This is a genomic window from Amycolatopsis australiensis (assembly GCF_900119165.1).
In the GTDB taxonomy this organism is placed as follows: Bacteria; Actinomycetota; Actinomycetes; order Mycobacteriales; family Pseudonocardiaceae; genus Amycolatopsis; species Amycolatopsis australiensis.
The window spans coordinates 3,577,581-3,601,604 of sequence record NZ_FPJG01000006.1 but is presented as its reverse complement, the minus strand read 5'-3'; the positions used below and the strand labels follow the sequence as shown (position 1 = coordinate 3,601,604).

The window sequence follows — 24,024 nt, the reverse complement described above, 5'->3', positions numbered from 1 at the left end:
TCCATGATCAAGGCGGCGGTCGACCACATCGCCACCGCCGCCTCGCAGGGCGCCCAGGTCGTCTGCCTCCAGGAACTGTTCTACGGGCCGTACTTCTGCCAGGTGCAGGACGCCGACTACTACTCCTACACCGAGGCCATCCCCGACGGTCCGACGACCAAGCTGATGCAGGAGGTCGCCGAGCGCCACGGCATCGTGCTCATCGTGCCGATGTACGAGGTCGAGCAGCCCGGCGTGTACTACAACACCGCCGCGGTGATCGACGCCGACGGCACGTACCTCGGCAAGTACCGCAAGAACCACATCCCGCAGGTGAAGGGGTTCTGGGAGAAGTTCTACTTCCGGCCCGGCAACCTCGGCTACCCGGTGTTCGACACGGCCGTGGGCCGCATCGGCGTCTACATCTGCTACGAGCGGCACTTCCCGGAGGGCTGGCGCGCGCTCGGCCTGGCCGGGGCGAAGATCGTGTTCAACCCCTCGGCGACCAGCCGCAGCCTGTCGCAGTACCTGTGGCGGCTGGAGCAGCCGGCGGCCGCGGTGGCGAACGAGTACTTCGTCGGCGCGATCAACCGGGTCGGCGTGGAACCGCTGGGCGACAACGACTTCTACGGCCAGACGTACTTCGTCGACCCGCGCGGCCAGCTGGTCGGCGACGCCGCGTCCGACACCGAAGACGAGGTCGTGGTGCGCGACCTCGACCTGGGCCTGCTCGACGAGGTCCGGAACACGTGGGCGTTCTACCGCGACCGCCGCCCGGACACCTACGGCCCGCTCACGGAGGCCTGATGACCACGCTCATCAGTGGTGGCCAGGTCGTTTCGCCGTCCGGCGCGCTCCGGGCGGACGTCCTCGTCGACGGCGAGACCATCGCCGCCGTCGGGGCGCCCGGGACGCTGAGCGGCGACGAGACCATCGACGCCACCGGGAAGTACGTGCTGCCCGGCGGGATCGACGCGCACACGCACATGGAGATGCCGTTCGGCGGCACGCACTCCGTCGACACCTTCTCGACCGGCACCACGGCGGCCGCGTGGGGCGGGACGACGACGATCATCGACTTCGCCGTGCAGGCCAAGGGCACGTCCCTGTTGTCCACTTTGGACAAGTGGCACGCCAAGGCCGACGGCAACTGCGCGATCGACTACGGCTTCCACATGATCGTGTCCGACGTCAACGACCAGTCGCTGAAGGAAATGGAAGCCTGCGTCGACGCCGGGGTCGGCAGCTTCAAGATGTTCATGGCCTATCCGGGGGTGTTCTACTCCACGGACGGGGAAATCCTGCTGGCGATGCAGAAAGCGCGCGAAATCGGCGCTACGATCATGATGCACGCGGAGAACGGCATCGCGATCGACCAGCTGGCGGCGCAGGCGTTCGCCGCGGGCAACATCGACCCCGTCCAACACGGCCTGACCCGGCCGCCGGAACTGGAAGGAGAAGCGACGTCGCGGGCGATCCAGCTCGCGAAGGTCACCGGCTCGCCACTGTACATCGTGCACCTGTCGGCGTCGCAGGCGCTGGCGGCAGTGGCGGAAGCGCGCAACGAAGGCCAGAACGTCTTCGCCGAGACGTGCCCGCAGTACCTCTATCTGTCCATTGAGGACCTGGCCAAGCCGGGCTTCGAGGGCGCGAAGTACGTGGCGTCGCCGCCGTTGCGGGAGAAGTCGCATCAGGCGGACCTGTGGCGCGGGCTGCGGACGAACGACCTGTCCGTCGTGTCCACCGACCACTGCCCGTTCTGCTTCAAAGACCAGAAGGAGCTCGGGCGCGGCGACTTCCGCGCCATCCCGAACGGGATGCCCGGCGTCGAGCACCGGATGGACCTGCTGCACCAGGGCGTCGTCGCCGGCCGGCTGACGCTCGGGCGGTGGGTCGAGACGTGCTCGACGACACCGGCGCGGATGTTCGGGCTGTACCCGAGGAAGGGGATCATCGCGGCAGGTTCGGACGCCGACATCGTGATCTACGACCCGGCGGCGACACAGACGCTGTCGGCCGAGACGCACCACATGAACGTGGACTACTCCGCCTACGAGGGGTTCGAGATCACCGGGCGCGTGCACACCGTCCTTTCCCGGGGACGCGTCGTGGTGTCGCCGGACGGGTTCACCGGGTCGACGTCGCACGGCAAATTCCTGTCCCGGTCGTTGAACCAGTACCTGAACTGAGGTCACGATGGATTTCGGGATCGTGCTGCAGACCGACCCGCCCGCGCGGGACGTCGTGCGGCTCATGAAGGACGCCGAAGACTGCGGGTTCCGCTACGGGTGGACGTTCGACTCCTGCGTGCTCTGGCAGGAGCCGTTCGTCATCTACTCCGCGATCCTCGCCGCCACGTCGTCCATGATCGTGGGCCCGATGGTGACCAGCCCCGGAACCCGCGACTGGTCCGTGATGGCGTCGACCTTCGCCACGCTCAACGACATGTACGGCAACCGGACCGTCTGCGGCATCGGCCGCGGCGACTCCGCGCACCGGGTGATCGGCAAGCCACCGTCCACTTTGGCCACCGTGCGCGACTGCATGCGCGTGGTCAAGGACCTCGCCGAAGGCCGCGAGGTGACCATGAACGAGACGACCGTGCGGATCCCGTGGGTCACCAACGGGCAGCTCGAGATGTGGATGGCCGGGTACGGGCCGAAGGCGCTGAAGACCGTCGGCGAGCACGCCGACGGCTTCATCCTCCAGTGCGCGGACCCGGCGATCGCGCGCTGGACCATCGGCGCGGTCCGCGACGCGGCCCGGGCGGCCGGCCGCGACCCGGGCGGCATCACGATCTGCGTCGCGGCCCCCGCGTACGTCGGCGACGACCTACCCCACCAGCGCGAACAGCTGCGCTGGTTCGGCGGGATGGTCGGCAACCACGTCGCGGACCTCGTGGCCCGCTACGGCTCGTCCGGCGCGGTGCCGCGCGAACTGACCGACTACATCCGCGAACGGGAAGGCTACGACTACAGCCACCACGGCAAAGCGGGCAACCCGTCGACGGAGTTCGTCCCGGACGAGATCGTCGACCGCTTCTGCCTGCTGGGCCCGGCATCGGCGCACGTCGAGCGGCTGCAGGAACTGGCCGAGCTGGGCGTGGACCAGTTCTCGCTGTACCTGATGCACGACGACCGCGAAGCGACGCTGGCGTCCTACGGAGCCCAGATCATCCCGAAGCTCACCACCTGACCGGACGCGTTCGCGGCAGGCGCCACGCTCGACGACATCCCGGACCGCGACCCGCGCACGCGCACGCGTCGCCGCGATCCGGTGCGGACACTTCGGCGGCAAGCGCCTGCCGTCGGCGGGCGTTCTCGAGCGCGGGCACGAACCCGATCCGCAACCCGACCGCGAGACTCTTCGACGGAGGACTCCGGCGTCGAGTCGTCGAAGATTTTCCGCCTGACCACCACTACGGGTTGATTCATTCCTGGCCTTCTTCTGTCCTGCCAGTAACAGACCGAACCGTGACACCGATCCAGTCAGGGCACCTCATTTCCCCACAGAACGGCACGGCATGGACATCGCGGAGCGCGCGCAAGCACTGGCCCTGAAGATCCGCAAGCACAAGGACGGAATCGAAACCGAAGAGGCGACCAAGAACGCCTTCGTGATGCCGTTCATCAGCACTGTCCTCGGTTACGACGTGTTCAACCCGGCCGAGGTGATCCCCGAGTTCACCGCGGACGTGGGCACGAAGCGCGGCGAGAAGATCGACTACGCGATCGTGCACGACGGTCAGGTGCAGGTGCTCGTCGAAGCCAAGAAGATCAACGACCCGCTCCGCATCGAACACGCCTCGCAGCTGTTCCGCTATTTCGCCGTCACGAACGCCCGGATCGCCATCCTGACCAACGGCCAGGTGTACGAGTTCTACACCGATCTCGACGCGCCGAACCGCATGGATGCCAAGCCGTTCCTCGTCCTGGACTTCGCGGACATCGACGACACCCTGCTCCCCGAGCTGGCCAAGCTCACGAAGGAATCCTTCGACCTCGATTCGGTCATCAGCGCCGCCGGCGAACTGAAGTACATCGGACAGCTGAAGCGCATTCTCGCCGCGCAGTTCAAGGAACCCGAAGACGATTGGGTGAAGTTCCTGACGACGCGGGTGTACGAAGGCGCGTTCACCCAGCGGGTGCGTGAGCAGTTCGGTCCGCTGGTGGCCAAGGCGAGCCGCCAGTTCCTGAACGAGCAGGTCAACGACCGGCTCAAGAACGCACTCGGCGGCCCCGACGCCTACGTCAGCGTGTCGAGCGGCTCCTCCCAACCCGAGCAGCCGCAGCCTGCGCCGTCCGACGACAACGCTGCTTCCCAAGAGAACGAACGAGTGGTCACGACCGAAGAGGAACTCGAGGGCTATCGGATCGTCCGCGCGATCGTCTGCGCGGAGGTGCCCGCCTCCCGGGTCGCCGCGCGGGACACCCAGACCTACTTCGGCGTTCTCCTGGACGACAACAACCGGAAGCCGATCGCCCGGCTGTGGTTCAACCGGTCGAAGAAGTACCTCGGCGTGTTCGACGAGAACAAGGTCGAGACCCGGCTGCCGATTTCCACGGTCGAGGACATCTACCAGCACGCGGACCACCTGCGGAACACGGTGGCGAGATACGTCGGACGGCCACAGGCCGCGGGTCCGGAGCCGGTTGCGCCGTCTCAACCCACCGGTACCTGGTAGCCCGTTCGGCGTGCGGCGGCAGGAGGTCCCGCCACCGCACGCCGGTCGTCAGTCGACCAGGGCCTGGTACACCAGCTGCCGCAGCTGGGAGCGCAGCCGGTATGTGCTCGACGGGAGCAGCTGCGTGTAGAACCCGACCGTCAGATCCTCGTCCGGGTCGACCCAGAACGCCGTCGAAGCCGCGCCGCCCCAGGCGAACTCGCCCGGTGAGGACAGGGTTCGGGCCTTCACCGGGTCCTCCAGCACCGAAAAGCCCAGTCCGAAGCCGTGGCCGTCGAACGGCATCTCCGCGAACAGCGGGCGGCCGAACTCCTCCAGGTCCACGTGGCCCGGGAGGTGGTTGCTCGTCATCAGCGCCACCGTGCGCGGGGACAGCAGCCGGATGCCATCCAGCTCGCCGCCGCGTAGCAGCATCTCCGTGAAGCGCCAGTAGTCCGCTGCCGAGGACACCAGACCGCCGCCGCCCGACAGGCATTCCGGGGCGGACGTGCCCAGGCGGCCGAACGCGTCGTTGCGGACCGCGCGGCCCGAAGCCGGGTCCGGCACGTACAACGCCGCCAGGCGCGAAACCGACGAAGCCACGAAGCCCGTGTCCGCCATGCCCAACGGCGTGAAGATCCGTGCCGCGAAGAACTCGTCCAGCGGCTGCCCCGACACGACCTCGACGACCCGGCCCAGCACGTCCGTCGCCACCGAGTAGTTCCATTCCGAGCCCGGCTGGAACACCAGCGGCAGCGACGCCCACTTCGCGCAGCACGCGGCCAGATCCAGCCCCGGCGGCGTGCCCCACTCGAAGCCCGCCGCGCGGTACATCGCGTCCACCGGGTGGCCGTGGTGGAAGCCGTACGTCAGGCCGGCCGTGTGCGTCAGCAGGTGCCAGACGCGGATGGGCTCGGTGGCCGGCTCGGTCAGCGGCTTCAGCGCCGACCCCTTCACGTACACGCGCGGCTCGGCGAACTCCGGCAGCCACCGCGAGATCGGGTCGTCCAGCTCCAGCAGGCCCTCTTCGGCGAGGATCATCGCGGCGACCGACGTGATCGGTTTCGTCATCGAGAAGATCCGCCACAGCGTGTCCGTCTCCACCGGCGCTTCCGCCTCGACGTCCCGGTACCCGCCGCGGCCGGCGTGGACGATCCGGCCCTGCCTGCTCACCACCGCGAGCCAGCCCGGCAACCGTCCGCTGCCGACATACCGGTCGAAGTGCGCGTCGATCCGCTTCAGCCGGTCCGCGTCGAAGCCGGCTTCCGCCGGGTCGACCTCCACCTTGAGTTCTGCCATGCGGCGAGATTACTTCTCGCGGGCCCGCTCGGCGGCCTTCTCCTCACGCCAGGCTTCGTCGTTCTTCCCCAGCCGCCAGTAGCCGGAAATCGACAACAGCTCACGCCGCACCCCGCGCTCGTCGAGCAGGTACCGCCGCAGGTCGCGGACGAACCCCGCCTCGCCGTGCACGAACGCCTGCACGACGCCGTCCCGCCACGGCAGCGCCCGCACCGCCGCCGCGACGTCGTCCCCGGACGCCCGGTGCAGCCACGTGATCTGCGCGTCCGCCTTCGTGACCAGCGGTTGTTCCTCGGCGGCGTTCTCCACGAGGATCACCGCGTGCGCCGGGACACCGGCCGGCAGCGCTTCGAGCGACGCCGCGATGGCCGGCAACGCGCTTTCGTCGCCCGCCAGCAGGTGCCAGTCCGCCTCGGCCCCTGGGGCGTACGCGCCGCCGGGACCGGAGAGCAGCAGCTCGTCGCCCGGCTTCGCCGAGGCCGCCCACGGGCCGGCGATGCCCTCGTCGCCGTGGTGGACGAAGTCGAGGACCAGCTCGCCGGCCTGCGGGTCGAACGCCCGGACGGTGTAGGAACGCATCCGCGGCCACTGCTCGCGCGGCAGGTTCGCGCGGCACTCCTGGACGTCGAACGGCTCCGGGTACTCGACGCCGGGCACCTTGAACAGCACCTTCACGTACGCGTCGGTGTACTCGTTCGGCGTGAAATCGGCGATGCCCTCGCCGCCCGCGACGATCCGGATCATGTGCGGGGTGAGCCGCTCGGTGCGCAGCACCCGCAGCCGCACCGCGGGACGCCCGGACCGCCGGGGTGCTTCAGCCATCGACAACTCCTCGCGCGAACTAAGGCTTACCTAAGCACCGTACGCGCCGATGCGGCCCCGGGGCCACCCGGGCGGCCCAATTCTTCGAGCAACCGGGCAAAACCGGCGGCCGTCCGCGCGCGGAAGCCCAAGAAGAACCGATTGGCGAGCGGCACACCCCAGCGTCCGCGCGACGCGGCGTTGACCACCCGGTGCTCGACGCGGGCGCCACCCGGGTCCGCCGTCACGCGGTATTCCCCGCGGTACCACCAGCCGCCCTGGACCGCGAGGAAGCCGCGTTCGCGGTCGACCTCCAGGCGCAGCGGGTAGCCACCCCCGGCCACCCGCTGCCGCAGCGCCTCGAACACCTCCCCGGGCGGCCGCGCGACGACGCCCGAGACCTCCGCAAGCGCTTTCACCCGCGCGGATCCGAGACGCGGGTGTTCTGGAACGCCGTGATCAGCCACTCCCCGTCCGCCTTGACGAGCACGAAGCTGACGGTGGACTCCCGCCCCTCGTCGGTGGTCTCGGCGCCGGTCAGCGAAGACCCCCCGCCGGCGACGGCCACGGCGACGTCCGGGCGGACGAACCGCACCTTCGCGGCCGCGCCGAGCCGCCCGGTCAGCTTGGAGCCCTTCAACGGCCCTTCGAAGAGCGCGCGGTGCGAGTTTTCGATGGCCTCGCGGCCCGGGAAGTTCGTCCCGAAGAACGTCACGTAGTCCGCGTCCTCGGTGAAGAGCCGCCCGTACGCGGTCGCGTCGCCGGCGTTCCAGGCCTGGACGAGCCGGCCCAGCACGGCGCGGACGTCGGCTTCGGCAGTGGTGGTGGTCATGAGATCCCCTCTGACGAACGTCGTTCGTTTGACGAACACCGTTCTAGTAACGAACACTGTTCGCGTCAAGTACAGTGTTCGCGTGACCGTTCCCCCACCACCGTGGCGCAGCGCGCCGCGGCGCCGTGCCGCGAAACCCGCGCTGTCGCAGGAGTCGATCGTGAAGACGGCGCTGGACGTGCTGGCCAAGGAGGGCTTGGACGCGGTCACCATGCGGCGGATCGCCCAGGAGCTGGAGACCGGGCCCGCGTCGCTCTACGCGCACGTGGCGAACAAGGACGAGCTGGCGGAACTGATGCTCGACGCCGTCCTCGCGGAAGCGCCGCTGCCGGAACCGGACCCGGCGCGCTGGGACGAGCAGGTCAAGGAACTGGTCCGGGCCCAGATCGGGGTGATGGTGGCCCACCCCGGCATCGCCCGCGTCGCGTGGGACATCGCCGTGCCGGTCACCCCCAGCTCACTGCGTCAGGGCGAAGCGATGCTGGCCCTGCTCCGCGCGGGCGGCCTGACGCTCAAGCAGGCGACCTTCGCGGGCGACGCCCTGGCGCTCTACGCCAAGGCGTACGCCTACGAAGCGAGCGGCTGGACGTGGGGCGACATCGACGAGGCCGAGACCGCCCGGCGGGGCGAGCAGATGGTGGCGTACATGCGCTCGCTGCCCGCCGAGGCGTTCCCGAACATGCTGCACATCGGCGAGTTCTTCTCCGCCGAGACCGCGGACGAGCGCCTCGAGTTCGCTCTCGACACCTATCTCGCCGGCCTGAAGGTCCTCGCGGCGGAGAACTGACCGCGGCGAAGCTACGGGCGCAGCACGATCTTGCCGCGGGTGTGCCGCCGCTCCAGCTCGCGGTAGGCCTCGCGCACCTCGTCCAGCGGGTAGACGCGGGCGATCGGCACCTCCAGCAACCCCTTGTCCACCAGCAGGCTCAGCTCGCGCAGCACCTCGGCCGACGCCGCGGCCAGGTTGCCGTCGGTCTTGACGTTGTACTTCTCCGCCGCGGCGAAGTCGATGACCGTGTCGATCCGTCCCGGGTGGATGCCCAGGTGCAGCGCCAGATCCACGTAGCCGGAGCCGAACGTGTCGACGAACGCGTGCACGCCGTCCGGCGCGGCCGCCTCGATCCGCTCGCGGACGCCGTCGCCGTAGGCCACCGGGATCACGTCCAGTTCGCGCAGCCACGCGTGGTTGGCTTCCCCGGCCAGGCCGATCACCGTGGCCCCGGCCAGTTTCGCGAGCTGGACGGCCAGCGAACCGACGCCGCCCGCGGCACCCGAGACGACGACCGTGTCGCCCTCGCGCGGGCACACCGCGCTCACGGCGGCGTAGGCGGTGGTCCCGGCGACGAACAGGGAACCGGCGACCTCCCACGGGACGCCCTCGGGCTTCGGCGTCAGGTTCTCCGCTTCCGCCACGACGTACTCCGCGTGGCTCGATCGCGTGTGGACGAACCCGATGACCTCGTCGCCGGCGGCGATCTCCTCGACGCCGTCGCCGAGCTCCGCGACCACCCCGGCGAAGTCACTACCCTGTCCCGACGGGAACGTGGCCGGCCAGCGCTCGTGCAGCAGGCCCTGCCGGATGTAGCCCTCGCCCGGGTTGATGCCGGCGGCGCGCACCTCGACGAGCACCTGCCCCGGTCCCGGCGCCGGCCGGGGCACGTCCTCGACCCGGAGGACCTCCACGTCGCCGTACTCGTCGAACCTGATCGCGCGCGCCATGGGGCCTCCTCGAAATGTCGTTGCTCGATACAAGCAACGACCCGGCCCGGCGGTTTAATTCCCGTCAGCCCGCCAGGCGCCGGACGACGCCGTCGGCCAGCAGCCGTCCGCGGTCGGTGAGCACCGCGCGGCCACGGGAGTCCAAAGCGGACGGATCGAGCAGGCCTTCGGCCGCGGCGGCCCTGGCCTCGGCCAGCCCGGGCTCGTCGAGCACGTCGAGCGGGAGCCCTTCGGCGACGCGCAGTTCCAGCATGATGCGCTCGAGGTGCTGGTCGTCCTCGCTGAGCACTTCGCGCCCGGCGGCGGGCGAGTCGCCGGCGGCGAGCAGGGCGGCGTAGCGCGCCGGGTGCTTGACGTTCCACCAGCGCACGCCACCGACGTGGCTGTGCGCGCCCGGGCCCGCACCCCACCAGTCGTCCCCGCGCCAGTAGCCGAGGTTGTGCCGGCAGCGGGCCGCGTCGGACGCCGCCCAGTTCGACACCTCGTACCAGCGGAGCCCGGCCGAAGACAGCGTCGCGTCGATCATCTCGTAGTCCGCGGCCAGCACGTCGTCGTCCGGCGCGGGCAGCTCGCCGCGACGCACGCGGCGGGCCAGCGCCGTGCCCTCCTCGACGATCAGCGCGTACGCCGACACGTGGTCGACGCCCGCGGCCAGCACGGCGTCGAGGGTGGCGAGCAGGTCGTCCGGACGTTCGCCGGGCGTGCCGTAGATCACGTCCAGGTTCACGTGCTCGAACCCGGCCGCACGCGCCTCCGCGGCGGCCTGGCCCGGCCGGCCCGGGGTGTGGACGCGGTCGAGCACCTTCAGCACGTGCGGCGCGGCCGACTGCATGCCGAGCGAGACGCGCGTGTAGCCCGCCTCGCGGATCCCGGCGAAGAACTCCGGCGACGTCGACTCCGGGTTCGACTCCGTCGTCACCTCGGCGCCCGGGGCGAGCCCGAAGACGTCCTTCACGGCGTCGAGCACCGAGCGGAGGCCGTCGGCGCCCAGCAGCGACGGCGTGCCGCCGCCGACGAACACGGTGTCGGCGGCGGGCGGCACCACGAGCACGCGCGCGGCCAGCTCCAGCTCCCGCCGCAGCCCTTCGAGCCAGGACCGCGGCGAGGAACCGGAATCGAGCTCACCCGCGGTGTAGGTGTTGAAGTCGCAGTACCCGCAGCGCGTCGCACAGAACGGCACGTGCACATAGACCCCGAACGCGCGGCTGCCGAGCCCCTTCAGCGCGCTGTCGGGCAACGCCGGGTCGAGCGGGTGGGCCGGGTCGGGACGCAGTTCGGGCACGCCCCGATTGTCCCCTACGAAGCCGGGAGGTTGGCCGCCGCCCAGTCCGGGTCGGGCGCGATCGGCTCGATGATGTCGAGCAGCACGCCGTTCGGATCGGCGACGTAGAAGTGGCGCTGCCCGTAGACCTCGTCGACGACCGGCGTGACGAGTTCCACACCGGCTTCGGCGAGCCGTTCCGCTTCCGCCGCCGCGTCCTCGACGACCAGCCCGAACGCCAGCCCGGCGGCCTGCTGCGCCCGGTACCCCTCAGGCACCGACTCGTGCCCGCGCCGCACGAAGCTGATCTCGTAGCCGGGCGCCCCGGCGTTGATGCTGGCGAACCAGTCCAGCTCGACGGTGACCGGCAGCCCGATCACGTCGGCGTAGAAGCGCGTGGTCGCGGCGACGTCGTCGACCAGGTACCCCGCCCCGAAACCCTTGACCTGCATTCCTCGGTCCCCCTCCAAAGCACTTTGTTTGTAGTACTTTACTCATAGTGGTTTACTCGGCGCAAGCCGCGGCCGTTGGGCGGTTGACAGTGCCGGAAACGGCCGCCGGAACGCCGGACGCCCAGGTCGCGGCCCTGCCGCTGGGCCGCGTTGTCGCAGGCGAGTGACCCTTCTCCCAGCATTCGGGCAGCCCTGGACCACATTGTGGACGCGTGGCACGCTGACGCCGTGACTCATGCCGGTGTTCTCCTCGTGGCCCGCCGCCACGTCGACCTCCTGCGGGTCGCCAGCGCCCTCTGCGGATCCGTTCGCTGACTCCCGATCGCCACCACCTGCCACGAACCTGGACAGCCGGCGCCGGAGGACACCCGCGAGCCGGTGGTCCTCCGCCGCCTCGAAACGCCTCTCGGAGGACGCCGCCATGGCCACGCCCACGCGTCAGACCCCCGCCCGCCCCGCGCGCGTCAAGCAGAAGCGCGGTGAGGGGCAGTGGGCGCTCGGTTACCGGGAACCGCTGAACCCCAACGAGCGGTCGAAGAAGGACGACCACCCGCTCAACGTCCGGGCGCGGATCGAGAACATCTACGCCCACCGCGGGTTCGACGCGATCGACCCCGGCGACCTGCGCGGGCGGTTCCGCTGGTTCGGCCTCTACACCCAGCGCAAGCCGGGCATCGACGGCGGCCGCACCGCCACGCTGGAGCCCGAAGAGCTGGACGACCGCTACCTGATGATGCGCGTGCGCACCGACGGCGGCGGGCTCACCACCGCGCAGCTGCGCCTGCTCGGCGAGCTGTCGAAGGACTACGCGCGCGACACCGCCGACATCACCGACCGGCAGAACATCCAGTACCACTGGATCCGCATCGAAGACGTCCCGGCGATCTGGTCCCGCCTCGAAGAGGTGGGCCTGACGACGATGGAGGCGTGCGGCGACAGCCCCCGCGGGATGCTCGGCTCGCCGGTCGCCGGCATCGCCGCGGACGAGGTGCTCGACGCGTCCGGGGCGCTGGCCGAGATCCGCCGCCGCTACATCGGCGACCCGAAGTACGCGAACCTGCCCCGCAAGTTCAAGACCGCGGTCTCCGGGCTGCCCGACGTCGTGCACGAACTCAACGACGTCTCGTTCGTCGGCGTCGAGCACCCCGAGCACGGCCCCGGCCTGGACCTGTGGGTCGGCGGCGGGCTGTCCACCAACCCGATGCTCGCGCAGCGGCTGGGCGCGTGGATCCCGCTCGACGAGGTCCCGGACGTCTGGGAAGGTGTCGTCTCGATCTTCCGCGACTACGGCTACCGCCGGCTGCGCTCGCGGGCGCGGCTGAAGTTCCTGGTCAAGGACTGGGGCCCGGAGAAGTTCCGCGACGTCCTCGAGAACGAGTACCTCAAGCGCAAGCTGATCGACGGCCCGCCGCCGGTCGACCCGCCCACGCCGATCGACCACGTCGGCGTGCACCGGCAGAAGGACGGCAACTTCTACGTCGGCGCCGCGCCGATCGCCGGCCGGGTGTCCGGCGGCACCCTCGTCGCCGTCGCGGACGCCGCCGAACGGGCCGGCTCGCGCCGGACGGCGCTCACCCCGCTGCAGAAGCTGCTCGTGCTGGACGTGCCGGGCGACAAGGTCGACGCGCTCAAGGCCGAACTGGCCGAGCTGGGCCTGCAGGTGGAGCCGTCGCCGTGGCGGCGCAGCGTGATGGCGTGCACCGGGCTGGAGTTCTGCAAGCTGGCCATCGTCGAGACGAAGGCCCGCGCGCGCCAGCTCGTGGCCGACCTGGAGAAGTCGCTGGCCGACATCAACGCGCAACTCGAAGTCCCGGTCACCGTGCACCTCAACGGCTGCCCCAACTCCTGCGCCCGCGTGCAGACCGCGGACATCGGGCTGAAGGGCCAGATCGTCACCGACGCCGACGGCCGCCAGGTCGAAGGCTTCCAGGTGCACCTCGGCGGCGGGCTCGGCCTCGACGCCGGGTTCGGCCGGAAGCTGCGCGGGCACAAGGTCACCTCGGACGAGCTGACCGGCTACGTCGAGCGCGTCGTGCGCAACTACCTCGCCGGGCGCGAACCCGGCGAGCGGTTCGCGCAGTGGGTCGTGCGGGCCGAAGAAAGCGCCCTGCAGTGACCGAACGAGCGACACCGTTGTACTGCCCGTATTGCGGTGACGAGGACTTGCGGCCGGAAGAGAACGGCGGCTGGCTGTGTTCGGCCTGTCGCCGGGTCTTCTCGGTCAAGTTCCTCGGCCTGTCCCTCCCGGAGGTTTCCCGATGACCGCCACCGCCGACCACAAGACTCTCGCCGAGCGCGCCTCGAAGGAGCTCGCCGACGCGACCGCGGAAGAAGCACTGCGCTGGACCGCCGACACTTTCGGCGACGACTTCATCGTGGCGTCCAACATGCAGGACGCCGTGCTGATCGACCTCGCCACCAAGGTCAAGCCCGATGTGGACGTGCTCTTCCTGGAGACCGGCTACCACTTCCCGGAGACGATCGGCACGCGGGACGCGGTGCAGACCGTCTACCCGGACGTGAAGATCGTCAACGCCCAGGCCGCGCAGAGCGTCGCCGAGCAGGACGCGGAGTACGGCCCGAAGCTGCACGAACGCGACCCGAACCAGTGCTGCTTCCTGCGCAAGGTCGTCCCCCTGCGCCAGACGCTCGCGAAGTACTCGGCGTGGGTCACCGGCGTCCGCCGGGTCGACGCGCCGACCCGGGCGAACACGCCCATCGTCACCTGGGACGACCGCAACGGCCTGGTGAAGGTCAACCCGATCGCGGCGTGGACCGACGAGGAGTTCAACGGCTACATCCGCGAGCACGGGATCCTCGAGAACCCGCTGGTCTCCATCGGCTACCTCTCCATCGGCTGCGCACCCTGCACGGCCCGCGTGGAGCCGGGCGCCGACCCGCGCAGCGGCCGGTGGGCGGGCAAGTCGAAGACCGAATGCGGACTGCACGGCTGAGGAAGGACGTATGACGACCTTGGAGCCCGCGACCGATGCGGCACAGGACAACCTCGCGGCTTTGGAGTCCGAAGCCATCCACATCTTCCGGGAGGTGGCGGGCGAGTTCGACCGGCCGGTGATCCTGTTCTCCGGCGGCAAGGACTCGACACTGCTGCTGCACCTGGCGATCAAGGCGTTCTGGCCGGCGCCGGTGCCGTTCCCGCTGCTGCACGTGGACACCGGGCACAACTTCGACGAGGTCATCGAGTTCCGCGACCGCGTCGTCGAACGGCACGGGCTGCGCCTGGTCGTCGCGAAGGTCCAGGACTGGATCGACGACGGGCGTCTCGAAGAGCGCGCGGACGGGATGCGCAACCCGCTGCAGACCACGCCGCTGCTCGACACGATCGCCGAGCACAAGTTCGACGCCGTCTTCGGCGGCGGCCGCCGCGACGAGGAGCGGGCCCGGGCGAAGGAGCGGATCTTCAGCCTCCGCAACGCCTTCGGCCAGTGGGAGCCGCGACGGCAGCGGCCCGAGCTGTGGAACCTCTACAACGGACGGCACCGCCCGGGCGAGCAGGTCCGCGTGTTCCCGCTGTCCAACTGGACCGAGGCCGACGTCTGGAACTACATCGCGCGCGAGAAGGTCGAGCTGCCGTCGATCTACTACGCGCACAAGCGGAAGGTGTTCCGCCGCGACGGCATGTGGCTCACCGAGGGCCCGTGGTTCGGCCCGCGGCCGGACGAGGAGATCCACGAGCTGAGCGTCCGCTACCGGACCGTCGGCGACGGCTCGTGCACCGGCGCGGTCGAATCCACCGCCACCACCGTCGAAGAGGTCATCGCCGAGGTGTCGGCGTCCCGGCTCACCGAGCGCGGCGCCACCCGCGCCGACGACCGGATGTCCGAAGCGGCCATGGAAGACCGCAAGCGTGAGGGGTACTTCTGATGAGTTCGCTGCTGCGCCTGGCCACCGCCGGGAGCGTGGACGACGGCAAGTCGACGCTCGTCGGGCGGCTGCTGTACGACACGAAGTCGGTGCTCGCCGACCAGCTCGACGCCGTCACCCGCGCGTCCGTCGACAAGGGACTGTCCACACCGGACCTTTCGCTGCTGGTCGACGGCCTGCGCTCGGAGCGCGAGCAGGGCATCACCATCGACGTCGCCTACCGCTACTTCGCCACGCCGAAGCGGTCGTTCGTGCTAGCCGACACGCCGGGGCACGTGCAGTACACGCGCAACACGGTGACCGGCGCCTCCACCGCGCAGCTGGCCGTGCTGCTGGTCGACGCGCGCAAGGGCGTCATCGAGCAGACCCGGCGGCACGCGGCCGTGCTGGCGCTGCTGGGCGTGCCGCAGCTGGTGCTGGCGGTGAACAAGATCGACCTGGTCGGCTACGACGAAGCGACGTTCACGGTGATCGCCGAGGAGTTCGCCGCGCACGCGGAATCGCTGGGCTACCAGCGCGGTTCGGTCCTCGCGATCCCGGTTTCGGCGCTGGAGGGCGACAACGTCGCCACGCGTTCGGAGCGGACGCCGTGGTACTCCGGCCCCAGCCTGCTGGAGCACCTGGAAGAGGTCCCGGTCGCGCCCGACCCGCACGACTCGGCGCTGCGGTTCCCGGTGCAGTACGTCATCCGGCCGCGCACGCCGGAGTACCCGGACTACCGCGGCTACGCGGGCCAGATCGCGGCCGGCACGGTCCGGCCCGGCGACGAGATCGTCGTGCTGCCGCAGGGCATCCGCAGCCGGGTCGAGCGCATCGACACCGCCGACGGCCCGCTGGCCGAGGCCGGGGCCGGAACGTCGGTGACGCTGCTGCTCACCGACGACATCGACATCTCCCGCGGCGACCTGATCGCCGCCGCGGACGCCCCGCCGCGGATCACCGACGAGATCACCGGCACGCTGTGCTGGCTGTCGTCGAAGCCGCTCAAGCCGGGCGCGCGCGTGCTGGTCAAGCACGGCACCCGCACGGTGCAGGCGCTGGTGGACGAGCTGCACGCGCGGTTCGACGAGCAGACACTGTCCAGTGTGGACTCGCCGGCGTCGCTGGAGCTCAACGACATCGGCCGCGTCACGCTGCGGCTGGCCGAGGAGCTGGGGGTCGACGACTACGGCGTCAGCCCGCGCACCGGCGCGTTCCTGGTGATCGACCCCAAGGACGGCGACACGCTCGCCGCGGGCCTGGTGGGTGAGCGCTTCTCGTGACCCCGCCCCTGGTGGCCGTCGCGCACGGCAGCCGTGACCCCCGCTCGGCGGCGACCGTGCGGGCGCTGGTCGACGTCGTGCGCGCGCAGGCACCGGGCGTGCCGGTCCACGAGTCCTTCCTGGACCTTTCCGAACCGCGGGTCACCGACGTGCTGCGGGAGCTGTACACGGCCGGGCACCGGACGGCGGTCGTGGTGCCGCTGCTGTTGGGCAGCGCGTTCCACGCGCGGGTCGACCTGCCCGCCCTGATCGAGGAAGTCGTCTCCGCGTGCCCGGGCTTCGTCGTGCGGACGGCGGAGGTACTGGGCGCGGACCCGGCGCTGGAAGCGGTGGCGCTGGACCGGCTGGCCGCCGCGCCCCGCCGCCGCGGCACGGGCGTGCTGGTCAGCGCGGTGGGCTCGTCGAACGCGGCCGCGAACGCGGTCGTCGCCGCGCTCGCGGCGAGGTGGGAAGCCCGGCTCGGGCTCCCGGTGAGCGAGACGTTCGCCAGCGCGGCCCAGCCGGACATCCCGGCGGCGGCCGCGCGGCTGCGGGCCCGCGGGGCGCGTCACTTGATCGTGGCGTCGTGGTTCCTCGCGCCGGGCCTGCTGCCGGACCGGATCGCCCGGCTGGCCCGCGAAGCCGACCCTCGCGCGTTCGTCGCGGCACCGCTCGCTGACGACCCGCGCGTCGCCGACGTGGTCATCAGCCGGTACGCCGCCGCGGTCAGCGCGTTGCTCCGTCAGTACGCCTGACAGCGTGATCGGCTGAGCGGCCGCGGTGGCGGGGAGTGTGCAAGGGTGTCGGCATGGCTGACGAACTGGTGCACTACGACGTGGTGGGCGGCACCGCCACGATCACCCTGGACTCCCCGCACAACCGCAACGCGCTGTCGGCGCAGCTGCGCGGCGAGCTGTCTTCGGCCCTGGCCGCGGCGGCCGCCGACGACGCGGTGCGCGTGATCGTGCTCACCCACACGGGGCCGGTGTTCTGCGCGGGCATGGACCTCAAGGAGGCCCGCGGCGCCGGCGCGGGCGACCAGGGCGTGAACGAGTTCCCGAAGATCCTCGACCAGCTGTGGACCAGCCCGAAGCCGGTGGTGGCCCGCCTGGCGGGCCCGGCCCGCGCCGGCGGCATCGGCATGGTGGCGGCGTGCGACATCGCGGTGGCGGTCCCGGAGGCGACGTTCGCGTTTTCGGAGGTCCGCATCGGCGTGGTCCCGGCGGTCATTTCGCTGACGGTCCTGCCGCGCCTGAACCCCCGCGCGGCCCACGAGCTGTTCCTGACGGGCGACACGTTCGACGCCCGCCGCGCGGTGGAGATCGGCCTGCTAAACTCGGCGGTCCCGGCCGCGGAACTGGACACCGAGGTGGCCCGGTACGTCAAGGCACTGGCGGCGGGCGGCCCGAAGGCACTGGCGGAGACGAAGGCGCTGCTGAGCCGCCCCCGCCCGGCGACACCGTCGGAGGGCTTCGAGGACATGCTGGCGCTGTCGGCGAAGTTCTTCGCCAGTGAGGAAGGCCAGGAGGGGATCCTGGCGTTCGCGCAGAAGCGCAAGCCGAACTGGGTCCCGCAGGACTGACCCGCCCGAGGGCGGCCTTGGGTGCGCTGACTGACGCTGCGGCGCGAACGCCCGCGCTGAGGGCGGCGGTGGCGACATGGCCACCTTGGGTGCGTCACACGCACCGAAGGCCGCCTTGGGGCGCTCAAGCCGGCACCGGAGTCCCCTGGCCGGAGCCGGCGAAACGCTGGCGAGCCACCCGGAGACGTCGTTCGCCGTCGCCACCACGGGCACCACGAACCTCACGGCGATGGTGAACTGCCGCGACGGCCGCGACCTCTACCGGTACCTCACCGGCCGCGTCGCCGGGCTCCCCGGCGTGCAGAGCCTCGAAAGCGCTCCGGTGATCCGCACGGTCAAGCGCGCGGGGACGCCGCTCAGGCGTCCGGCAGCACGACCGTGAGCCGCCACGAGCCGGCGCTGCGGCCGCTCGGCCCCAGCGCGCGCTGCGCGTCCGACAGCACGCTGCGGATCGCGAGGTACGTCTTCGGTTCGGCCTTGCGCAGCGCCTCCGAGCCCGGCCAGATCAGCACGTGCTCCCCCGGCGGCAGCCACGAAAGGTCGGTCAGGCAGTCGTACAGCGCGTCGAGGTTGTGCCCGAAGTAGTCCGGAAAGGACAGTGCGTCGGCGAACGCGCTGAGCGTGCTCGCCTTGTCGACGGTCGGGCGCGAGTTGACCAGGTGCGGGTACGCGCCCCTGGCGAAGGCCTGTTCCGCGGCGGCCTTCGCCTGCTCCGAGGCGCTCATCGGGCCGGGTCCACGACGACGAACGACGCGTAGTGGTCGCCGGTGTAGTACAGCTCGTGCGCCGCGCCCGTGATCAGCCGGCGCGCGCCGCGGTCCGGGCTGCCCGGCGTCTTCACGGTGTACTCGTGGTAGTAGCCGGACTTCTTGGCGGGCAGGCGTTTCTCCCGGTTTTCGAACACGACGTCGTCGTTGCGCGGATACGGGTACGGGCCGCCCTTTTCGATGAGCTTCCACGTGTCCGTGGCCTGCGGCGGCAGCGCGGAAAGCGCCTTCACCGGCAGCCCGGAGTCCGCGCCCGGCACGGCGGCGCCGCCCTTGGCGGGCGCGGTGGCACTCGCCGAGGTGCCCGGCGCGGGCGACGACGGTGAGCCGCCGCTGAGGACGTCCTTGACCAGCCAGCCCCCCAGCACCAGCACGAGGAGCCCGATCAGCGCGGCGGTGATCCGCCTTCGGTTGAACATGGTGCGCCAGCCTAGGACGAGGTGTCGGTGCGGTCGTCGTCACGCCCCGGAGCGAGGCGGCGGGCGAAGAGCCCGACGAGCTTGTCCAGCACCCACGCCGCGACCAGGCACAGTGGCACGACGACCACCATGACCAGCACGAACTGGACCGGGAACCACGCCTGGGCGAGCCACAGCTCGACCCCGTCCCACCAGTCGGCAAGCCCGTTGAACACGGTGTGAGCCTACGCGCGCCCTGCTGCCCGCGCGCCGCAGGGGAGGTACGTTGCGAGGCATGTTCGCCGTGTACGCGCAGGAACCCAACGCCGAAAGCCCGCTGGACTCGCTCGTCGTGGGCGAGCGCCCCGAACCCGACGTGCCGGACGGCTGGGTCCGCGTGCACGTCAAGGCGGCCAGCCTCAACATGCACGACCTCTGGACCCTCCGGGGCGTCGGCATCAAGCCGGAGCAGTTCCCGATGATCCTCGGCTGCGACGGCGCCGGCACCCTCGACGACGGCTCCGAGGTCGTGATCCACTCGGTGATCAACGCGCCGGGCTGGCAGGGCGACGACACCCTGGACCCGAAGCGCACGTTGCTCACCGAGAAGTACCAGGGCACCTTCGCCGACCAGGTCGTCGTGCCGGCCCGCAACGTCGTGCCGAAGCCCGCCGCGCTGAGCTTCGCCGAAGCCGCCACCATGGGCACGGCCTGGCTGACCGCCTACCGGATGCTCTTCGTGAAGTCGGGCCTGCGGCCGGGCCAGACGATGCTCGTGCAGGGCGCCTCCGGCGGCGTCTCGACGGCGCTGGTGCAGCTCGGCCGCGCGGCCGGGTTCCGGGTCTGGGTGACCGGCCGCACCGAGGAGAAGCGCGCGCTCGCCGAGCGCCTCGGCGCGCACCAGGCCTTCGAGTCCGGCGCACGGCTGCCCGAGCGCGTCGACGCCGTGTTCGAGACGGTCGGCAAGGCAACCTGGTCGCACTCGGTGAAGTCGCTCAAGCCGGGCGGCATCATCGTCGTCTCCGGCTCGACCAGCGGCCCCGACGCGGGTGCCGAGCTGCAGCGCGTCTTCTTCCTCCAGCTGCGCGTCTCCGGCTCGACCATGGGCACCCGCGACGAGCTGGCGGATCTGCTCGCCTACCTCGATCTGACCGGCGTCCGGCCCCAGATCGGCGCCGAGCTCCCCCTATCCGAGGCCCCTAACGGCTTCCGGGCGATGCTCGACGGCGACACCGCCGGGAAGATCGTCTTCACCCGCTAGACCGGTGCTGAGCTGGGCGGACGTTCCCGTTGCGCCCGGCCCGGCATTTGGTGAATCTTTGACGTACTCAGTTCGAGACCGGGTCGTTAGCACCAAAACTCGACCAAAACCCAATGCTGGCAAGCTAATCTGTAGTCATGACCGCGACGAAGCGGCCCGCCTCGGCTGGACCGGGCGGCCGGTCCAGCAGTGACCCGGATCCCGTCCGGGTCTCCTTCCGGCGCTACGCCGGCGTCCGCACCCGGGTGCTCGAGGTCGGCGGCACCGCCCCCGAACCGGAGGTGCCCCGCCGGGCCCGGCGCCGCCGGGCGGCCGCGCCGCACGTCCGGCCCACCGCGCCGCGGCTGGTGCTCCTGCACGGCTACTGCGACAGCGCCGACACCTGGCGCCCCGCCCTCGAGCAGCTCGCGGCCGCCGGGATCCCGGCGGTCGCGGTCGATCTGCCCGGGTTCGGGGACGCGCAGCCGCTGCGGCCCGGCCCGATGCTGCCGCAGCTCGACGCGTTCACCACCGCCGTCATCCGCGAGCAGGCCGTGCTCGGCTCGGTCGTGCTGGCCGGCAACTCCCTCGGCGGCACCATGAGCCTGCGCGCGGCCCAGAACGGCAGGCTGCCGATCTCCGGGGTCGTCTCGATCGCCGCGCCCGGGTTCGTCGACTCGTGGCTGATCCGGACCGTGGCGCGTTACCCGCTGCCGTTGCGGCTGTACTCGGCGCTGCCCGTTCCCGTGCCCGGGTTCCTGGTGCGCAAGGTCGCCGAGCAGGTCGTCCCGCGGCTGCTCTACGCCGACTCGAGCCTCGCCGACGCGGTGCAGGTGCAGCGCTTCACGGCGCTGTTCCCCGACTACCGCTCGACGAAGACCCGGCTCGAACAGGCCCGGCAGCTCGTCGCCGAGCTCGCCGACGCCTACCGGCTCGACTCGGTCGAGGTGCCGCTGCTGGTCGTCGCGTGCGGGAAGGACAAGCTCGTCACCGCCGCGTCCGGGCGGCAGCTGCACACGCTCGTGCCGCACAGCAGGCTGCTGGTGCGCGAGGACTGGGGGCACTGCCCGCAGCTGGACGACCCGGTCGAGATCGCCGAGCTGCTCACCTACTTCGCGGCGAGCGCGGTGCGGACCACGCAGGCCAAGCGCGCCGCCGCGGCGGCGACGGAGGCCGTGAGCGAGGACACTGCGGCAGGCTGAGCGGCTCACGCTGTCTTCACGCGCGGTTGGCGGTAGGTTCCCCGGTTGGGTCCGTGATCCGGCCCTTCCACCGACCGTTCGGGAGACGATGATGTCCGCTCCAGGAGGCTTGGGCAGCAGCTCCGGCATCTTCCGGCGCAAGCCGATCGACCAGATCCAGGACGCAGGCGAAAGCGGTGGCCTGAAACGCACCCTGGGCCTGTGGCAGCTGACGGCCATCGGCATCGGCGGCATCATCGGCGCCGGGATCTTCGCCCTCGCCGGCAGCGTTGCGCACGGCGACGCGGCGGCCGGCATCCCGGGTGTCGGGCCCGCCGTGCTGATCTCGTTCCTCATCGCCGGTGTCGCGAGCGCCGCGGCCGCGTTCTCCTACGCCGAGTTCGCCGGCCTCATCCCGAAGGCCGGCTCGGCCTACACCTACGGCTACGCGGTGCTCGGCGAGGTCGTCGGCTGGTTCATCGGCTGGGACCTGCTGCTGGAGTACACGGCGATCGTGTCGGTCGTGGCGATCGGCATCTCCGGCTACTTCAGCTTCCTGCTCGGCCAGCTCGGCCTCGACCTGCCCGCCTGGATGCTCGGCGCGCCCGGCACCGGGCCGGGCCACAAGGTCGACCTGTTCGCCGCGCTGCTGTGCCTGCTCATCGCGTTCCTGCTCAACCGCGGCATCCGCAGCGCCGCCCGGTTCGAGACGGCGATGGTCGGCATCAAGGTCCTCATCGTGCTTGTGGTCATCCTGGTCGGCTTCTTCTACGTCAAGACCGGCAACTACACGCCGTTCGCCCCGGCCGGCTTCGGCGGCGCGGTGACCGGCGCGGCGACCGTGTTCTTCGCCGTGTTCGGGTACGACGCCATGAGCACCGCCGCGGAGGAGTCGAAGGACGCGCAGCGGCACATGCCGAAGGCGATCCTCTACTCGCTGGCCATCTCGATGGTGCTGTACGTGCTGGCCTGCCTGGTGCTGACCGGCATGCAGAAGTACACCGAGATCGACCCGAAGAGCGGCTTCTCGACGGCGTTCAAGTCGGTCGGCCTCTCCGGGCTGGCCACGGTGATCGCGATCGGCGCGATCGTCGGCATCCTCACCGTGCTGTTCACGTTCCTGATGGGCGCCACCCGCGTCGGCTACTCGATGAGCCGCGACGGGCTGCTGCCGCCGTGGTTCGGCAAGACCCACCCGACCCGGCAGGTGCCGAGCCGCATGACGTGGATCCTCGGCGGGGCGTCGGCGGTCATCGCCGGGCTGCTGCCGATCGGCGAGGCGGCCGAGCTGACGAACATCGGCATCCTGCTCGCGTTCGTCGTCGTGTGCGTCGCGGTGATCGTGCTGCGCTACAAGCAGCCGGAGCTGCCGCGGACGTTCCGCACGCCCGGCATGCCGGTGGTCCCGGCGATCGGGGTCGTGTTCTCGATCTGGCTGATCACGTTCCTGCAGCCGGTGACCTGGCTGCGGTTCGCGATCTGGTTCGCGATCGGCCTGGTGATCTACTTCCTCTACAGCCGGCGGCACTCGCTGCTGAACCGCTCGGGCCGCTAGCGGATCCGGTCGAGGCGTGCGGCGCCGTCGCGCGCCTCGACCTTGAGCCGCTCGAGGATCACGGCGGCCGACGCGTCGTAGCCGAGCGGGTAGGTCTGGCCCGCCCACAGCGAGATCGCCTCCGGGTCGCCGGCCTTCGCCGACGCCTTGCGCACCGGGCCCGCGAGGTGGTTGAGCTGCGGATACGCCGCCGGCGCGCCCTCGGAGAGCGCGTCCATGAACTTGTTGACCAGGCCACGCGCCGGGCGTCCGCTGAAGGCGCGGGTGAACGCCGTCTCGCGCTCGGCCAGTGCCAGCGCCTTGCGGTGGGCCTCGGACGTGCCGGCTTCGTCAGCGCGCAGGAATACCGTGCCGAGCTGGGCGGCGACGGCCCCGGCGGCGAGCACCGCGGCGACGTCGGCGCCGTGCACCAGGCCCCCGGCGGCGATCAGCGGCAGGTCGACGCGGGCGGCGACGAGCCGCAGGAGCGCGAGGACGCCGTATTCGGGGCCGCCCCCTGGCCGGTGCGGGTCGTCGGTGAACAGGCTCCGGTGGCCGCCGGCTTCGAAGCCCTGCACGACGAGCGCGTCGGCGCCCAGGTCCGCGGCCCGCTGCGCGGCCTCCGGCGTGGTCACCGTGACGATGATCGCGGCGCCGGCGTCGTGGAGCCTGACCACGTCCGACGGCGACGGCGGCCCGAAGGTGAACGACACGACCGGGATCCGCTTCTCGAGCACGACGTCCAGCTTCGCCGGGTACGCGTCGTCGTCCCACTTCGGTTCGCCGAGCTCGACGTCGTACTCGCGGGCGAAGGCCTCGAGCCGCGCGCGGTGCGCGGAGATGTCCGCGCCGGTGTCCGGCTGCGGAACGAAGAGGTTGACCCCGAACGGCCGGCCGGTCAGCTCCGCGGCGCGGTCGATCTGCGCGGCGAGCGCGGCGGGGGTGAGCATGCCGGCGCCGAGGAAGCCGAAGCCGCCGGCCTCGGACACCGCGGCGACCAGCTCGGGGGTGGTCGGTCCGCCGGCCATCGGCGCGGCGATCACCGGGAACGTCAGCTCGTCGAACATGCCTGTGAGCGTAGCCCGCCCGGCCGGTCGCGGCGTGTGATCCGCGGGCCACCCAGATTGGTCTAGACCAGAAGCCGTGGAAGTGCGACGATCCCGGCAGGTGCGACGGCGATGTCGCGCCCT

At 71.0% G+C, this 24,024-nt stretch carries 28 protein-coding genes; 17 read left to right on the top strand and 11 right to left on the bottom strand.

Translation table 11 applies throughout. The annotated features are described in order from the left end of the window. Positions 1–3: 3 nt before the first annotated feature. The 4 genes from BT341_RS18455 to BT341_RS18440 all read left to right on the top strand — a co-directional run bounded on the left by BT341_RS18455 (position 4) and on the right by BT341_RS18440 (position 4,663). A complete protein-coding gene (locus BT341_RS18455) occupies positions 4–786 on the top strand; it encodes a nitrilase-related carbon-nitrogen hydrolase (protein WP_245805324.1) in 783 nt (260 codons plus the stop codon). Then, complete coding sequence (hydA, locus tag BT341_RS18450) at positions 786–2,168, top strand: dihydropyrimidinase (RefSeq protein ID WP_072477490.1); 1,383 nt, start codon at positions 786–788, stop codon at positions 2,166–2,168. The genes BT341_RS18455 and hydA overlap by 1 nt, the downstream gene beginning before the upstream one ends. A gap of 7 nt (positions 2,169–2,175) precedes the next feature. Next, positions 2,176–3,174 carry a TIGR03842 family LLM class F420-dependent oxidoreductase gene (locus BT341_RS18445; protein ID WP_072477489.1) on the top strand — a complete coding sequence of 333 codons (999 nt, stop codon included), beginning with the start codon at positions 2,176–2,178 and terminating at the stop codon, positions 3,172–3,174. A gap of 328 nt (positions 3,175–3,502) precedes the next feature. Further along, positions 3,503–4,663: a type I restriction endonuclease gene (locus tag BT341_RS18440; RefSeq protein WP_072477488.1), complete on the top strand. Its 1,161-nt coding sequence runs from the start codon at positions 3,503–3,505 to the stop codon at positions 4,661–4,663. 48 nt (positions 4,664–4,711) lie between these two features. Here BT341_RS18440 and BT341_RS18435 read toward each other — a convergent pair whose 3' ends face one another. Genes BT341_RS18435 through BT341_RS18420 form a run of 4 tightly spaced genes read right to left on the bottom strand, consistent with a single transcriptional unit; the run spans position 4,712 to position 7,574 of the window. Then, complete coding sequence (locus BT341_RS18435; protein ID WP_072477487.1) at positions 4,712–5,941, bottom strand: serine hydrolase domain-containing protein; 1,230 nt, start codon at positions 5,939–5,941, stop codon at positions 4,712–4,714. A 9-nt stretch (positions 5,942–5,950) separates the two neighbouring features. Next, the gene (locus BT341_RS18430) at positions 5,951–6,763 is read right to left on the bottom strand and encodes a siderophore-interacting protein (protein WP_072477486.1); all 813 of its coding nucleotides are present in this window, start codon (positions 6,761–6,763) and stop codon (positions 5,951–5,953) included. Between the two features lie 26 nt (positions 6,764–6,789). Beyond that, positions 6,790–7,161: a hypothetical protein gene (locus BT341_RS18425; RefSeq protein WP_072477485.1), complete on the bottom strand. Its 372-nt coding sequence runs from the start codon at positions 7,159–7,161 to the stop codon at positions 6,790–6,792. Next, positions 7,158–7,574 (bottom strand): SgcJ/EcaC family oxidoreductase, encoded by a 417-nt coding sequence (locus tag BT341_RS18420; RefSeq protein ID WP_072477484.1) that lies wholly within the window; start codon positions 7,572–7,574, stop codon positions 7,158–7,160. The genes BT341_RS18425 and BT341_RS18420 overlap by 4 nt, the downstream gene beginning before the upstream one ends. Before the next feature lie 142 nt (positions 7,575–7,716). Between BT341_RS18420 and BT341_RS18415 the strand changes: the two genes are divergently transcribed. After that, positions 7,717–8,361: a TetR/AcrR family transcriptional regulator gene (locus BT341_RS18415; protein ID WP_425426483.1), complete on the top strand. Its 645-nt coding sequence runs from the start codon at positions 7,717–7,719 to the stop codon at positions 8,359–8,361. Between the two features lie 11 nt (positions 8,362–8,372). Here the strand turns inward: BT341_RS18415 and BT341_RS18410 are convergent, their stop codons facing one another. The 3 genes from BT341_RS18410 to BT341_RS18400 form a co-directional block, all read right to left on the bottom strand. After that, the gene (locus BT341_RS18410; RefSeq protein ID WP_072477483.1) at positions 8,373–9,293 is read right to left on the bottom strand and encodes an NADP-dependent oxidoreductase; all 921 of its coding nucleotides are present in this window, start codon (positions 9,291–9,293) and stop codon (positions 8,373–8,375) included. A gap of 64 nt (positions 9,294–9,357) precedes the next feature. Continuing rightward, complete coding sequence (gene hemW, locus BT341_RS18405) at positions 9,358–10,575, bottom strand: radical SAM family heme chaperone HemW (RefSeq protein ID WP_072477482.1); 1,218 nt, start codon at positions 10,573–10,575, stop codon at positions 9,358–9,360. 14 nt (positions 10,576–10,589) lie between these two features. Then, positions 10,590–11,006: a VOC family protein gene (locus BT341_RS18400; protein WP_072477481.1), complete on the bottom strand. Its 417-nt coding sequence runs from the start codon at positions 11,004–11,006 to the stop codon at positions 10,590–10,592. Positions 11,007–11,210: 204 nt separating this feature from the next. Here BT341_RS18400 and BT341_RS47880 point away from each other — a divergent pair, with 204 nt between their 5' ends. The 9 genes from BT341_RS47880 (at position 11,211) to BT341_RS18360 (ending at position 18,096) form a co-directional block, all read left to right on the top strand. Beyond that, positions 11,211–11,321 (top strand): putative leader peptide, encoded by a 111-nt coding sequence (locus BT341_RS47880; RefSeq protein WP_425426382.1) that lies wholly within the window; start codon positions 11,211–11,213, stop codon positions 11,319–11,321. 106 nt (positions 11,322–11,427) lie between these two features. Then, positions 11,428–13,122 carry a nitrite/sulfite reductase gene (locus tag BT341_RS18395; protein WP_072477480.1) on the top strand — a complete coding sequence of 565 codons (1,695 nt, stop codon included), beginning with the start codon at positions 11,428–11,430 and terminating at the stop codon, positions 13,120–13,122. Next, entirely contained in the window at positions 13,119–13,268 is a 150-nt protein-coding gene (locus BT341_RS46485) for an Insertion element protein (RefSeq protein WP_072477479.1), read from the top strand. Before BT341_RS18395 ends, BT341_RS46485 begins: the two co-directional genes overlap by 4 nt. Beyond that, a complete protein-coding gene (locus BT341_RS18385; protein WP_072477478.1) occupies positions 13,265–13,960 on the top strand; it encodes a phosphoadenylyl-sulfate reductase in 696 nt (231 codons plus the stop codon). The genes BT341_RS46485 and BT341_RS18385 overlap by 4 nt, the downstream gene beginning before the upstream one ends. A 10-nt stretch (positions 13,961–13,970) precedes the next feature. Continuing rightward, positions 13,971–14,891, top strand: a complete 921-nt coding sequence (cysD, locus tag BT341_RS18380) for a sulfate adenylyltransferase subunit CysD (protein ID WP_072477477.1) — start codon at positions 13,971–13,973, stop codon at positions 14,889–14,891. Next, positions 14,891–16,153 carry a sulfate adenylyltransferase subunit 1 gene (locus BT341_RS18375; RefSeq protein WP_072477476.1) on the top strand — a complete coding sequence of 421 codons (1,263 nt, stop codon included), beginning with the start codon at positions 14,891–14,893 and terminating at the stop codon, positions 16,151–16,153. The genes cysD and BT341_RS18375 overlap by 1 nt, the downstream gene beginning before the upstream one ends. Next, a complete protein-coding gene (locus BT341_RS18370) occupies positions 16,150–16,887 on the top strand; it encodes a sirohydrochlorin chelatase (RefSeq protein WP_072477475.1) in 738 nt (245 codons plus the stop codon). Before BT341_RS18375 ends, BT341_RS18370 begins: the two co-directional genes overlap by 4 nt. 53 nt (positions 16,888–16,940) lie before the next feature. Continuing rightward, positions 16,941–17,714 carry an enoyl-CoA hydratase family protein gene (locus BT341_RS18365; protein WP_072477474.1) on the top strand — a complete coding sequence of 258 codons (774 nt, stop codon included), beginning with the start codon at positions 16,941–16,943 and terminating at the stop codon, positions 17,712–17,714. Positions 17,715–17,829: 115 nt separating this feature from the next. Then, positions 17,830–18,096 (top strand): Lrp/AsnC ligand binding domain-containing protein, encoded by a 267-nt coding sequence (locus tag BT341_RS18360; RefSeq protein ID WP_072477473.1) that lies wholly within the window; start codon positions 17,830–17,832, stop codon positions 18,094–18,096. Here the strand turns inward: BT341_RS18360 and BT341_RS18355 are convergent. From BT341_RS18355 to BT341_RS18345, 3 genes are read right to left on the bottom strand one after another with little or no spacing between them, the layout of a single operon-like run. Next, positions 18,071–18,439, bottom strand: a complete 369-nt coding sequence (locus BT341_RS18355; protein WP_072477472.1) for a barstar family protein — start codon at positions 18,437–18,439, stop codon at positions 18,071–18,073. The two genes, BT341_RS18360 and BT341_RS18355, sit on opposite strands and share 26 nt — an antisense overlap. After that, a complete protein-coding gene (locus tag BT341_RS18350) occupies positions 18,436–18,900 on the bottom strand; it encodes a guanyl-specific ribonuclease (RefSeq protein ID WP_072477471.1) in 465 nt (154 codons plus the stop codon). The genes BT341_RS18355 and BT341_RS18350 overlap by 4 nt, the downstream gene beginning before the upstream one ends. Before the next feature lie 11 nt (positions 18,901–18,911). Next, entirely contained in the window at positions 18,912–19,115 is a 204-nt protein-coding gene (locus tag BT341_RS18345) for a hypothetical protein (RefSeq protein WP_072477470.1), read from the bottom strand. A 59-nt stretch (positions 19,116–19,174) separates the two neighbouring features. Here BT341_RS18345 and BT341_RS18340 point away from each other — a divergent pair, with 59 nt between their 5' ends. The 3 genes from BT341_RS18340 to BT341_RS18330 all read left to right on the top strand — a co-directional run bounded on the left by BT341_RS18340 (position 19,175) and on the right by BT341_RS18330 (position 22,855). Further along, the gene (locus tag BT341_RS18340; RefSeq protein ID WP_072477469.1) at positions 19,175–20,140 is read left to right on the top strand and encodes a quinone oxidoreductase family protein; all 966 of its coding nucleotides are present in this window, start codon (positions 19,175–19,177) and stop codon (positions 20,138–20,140) included. A 137-nt stretch (positions 20,141–20,277) separates the two neighbouring features. After that, a complete protein-coding gene (locus BT341_RS18335; RefSeq protein WP_072477468.1) occupies positions 20,278–21,321 on the top strand; it encodes an alpha/beta fold hydrolase in 1,044 nt (347 codons plus the stop codon). Between the two features lie 91 nt (positions 21,322–21,412). Further along, positions 21,413–22,855: an amino acid permease gene (locus tag BT341_RS18330; protein WP_177328842.1), complete on the top strand. Its 1,443-nt coding sequence runs from the start codon at positions 21,413–21,415 to the stop codon at positions 22,853–22,855. On the opposite strand, the gene BT341_RS18325 is transcribed toward BT341_RS18330, so the two are convergent. Next, on the bottom strand, positions 22,852–23,901 hold the full coding sequence (locus BT341_RS18325) for a nitronate monooxygenase (protein WP_072477466.1): 1,050 nt from the start codon (positions 23,899–23,901) through the stop codon (positions 22,852–22,854). The two genes, BT341_RS18330 and BT341_RS18325, sit on opposite strands and share 4 nt — an antisense overlap. Positions 23,902–24,024 lie beyond the last annotated feature (123 nt).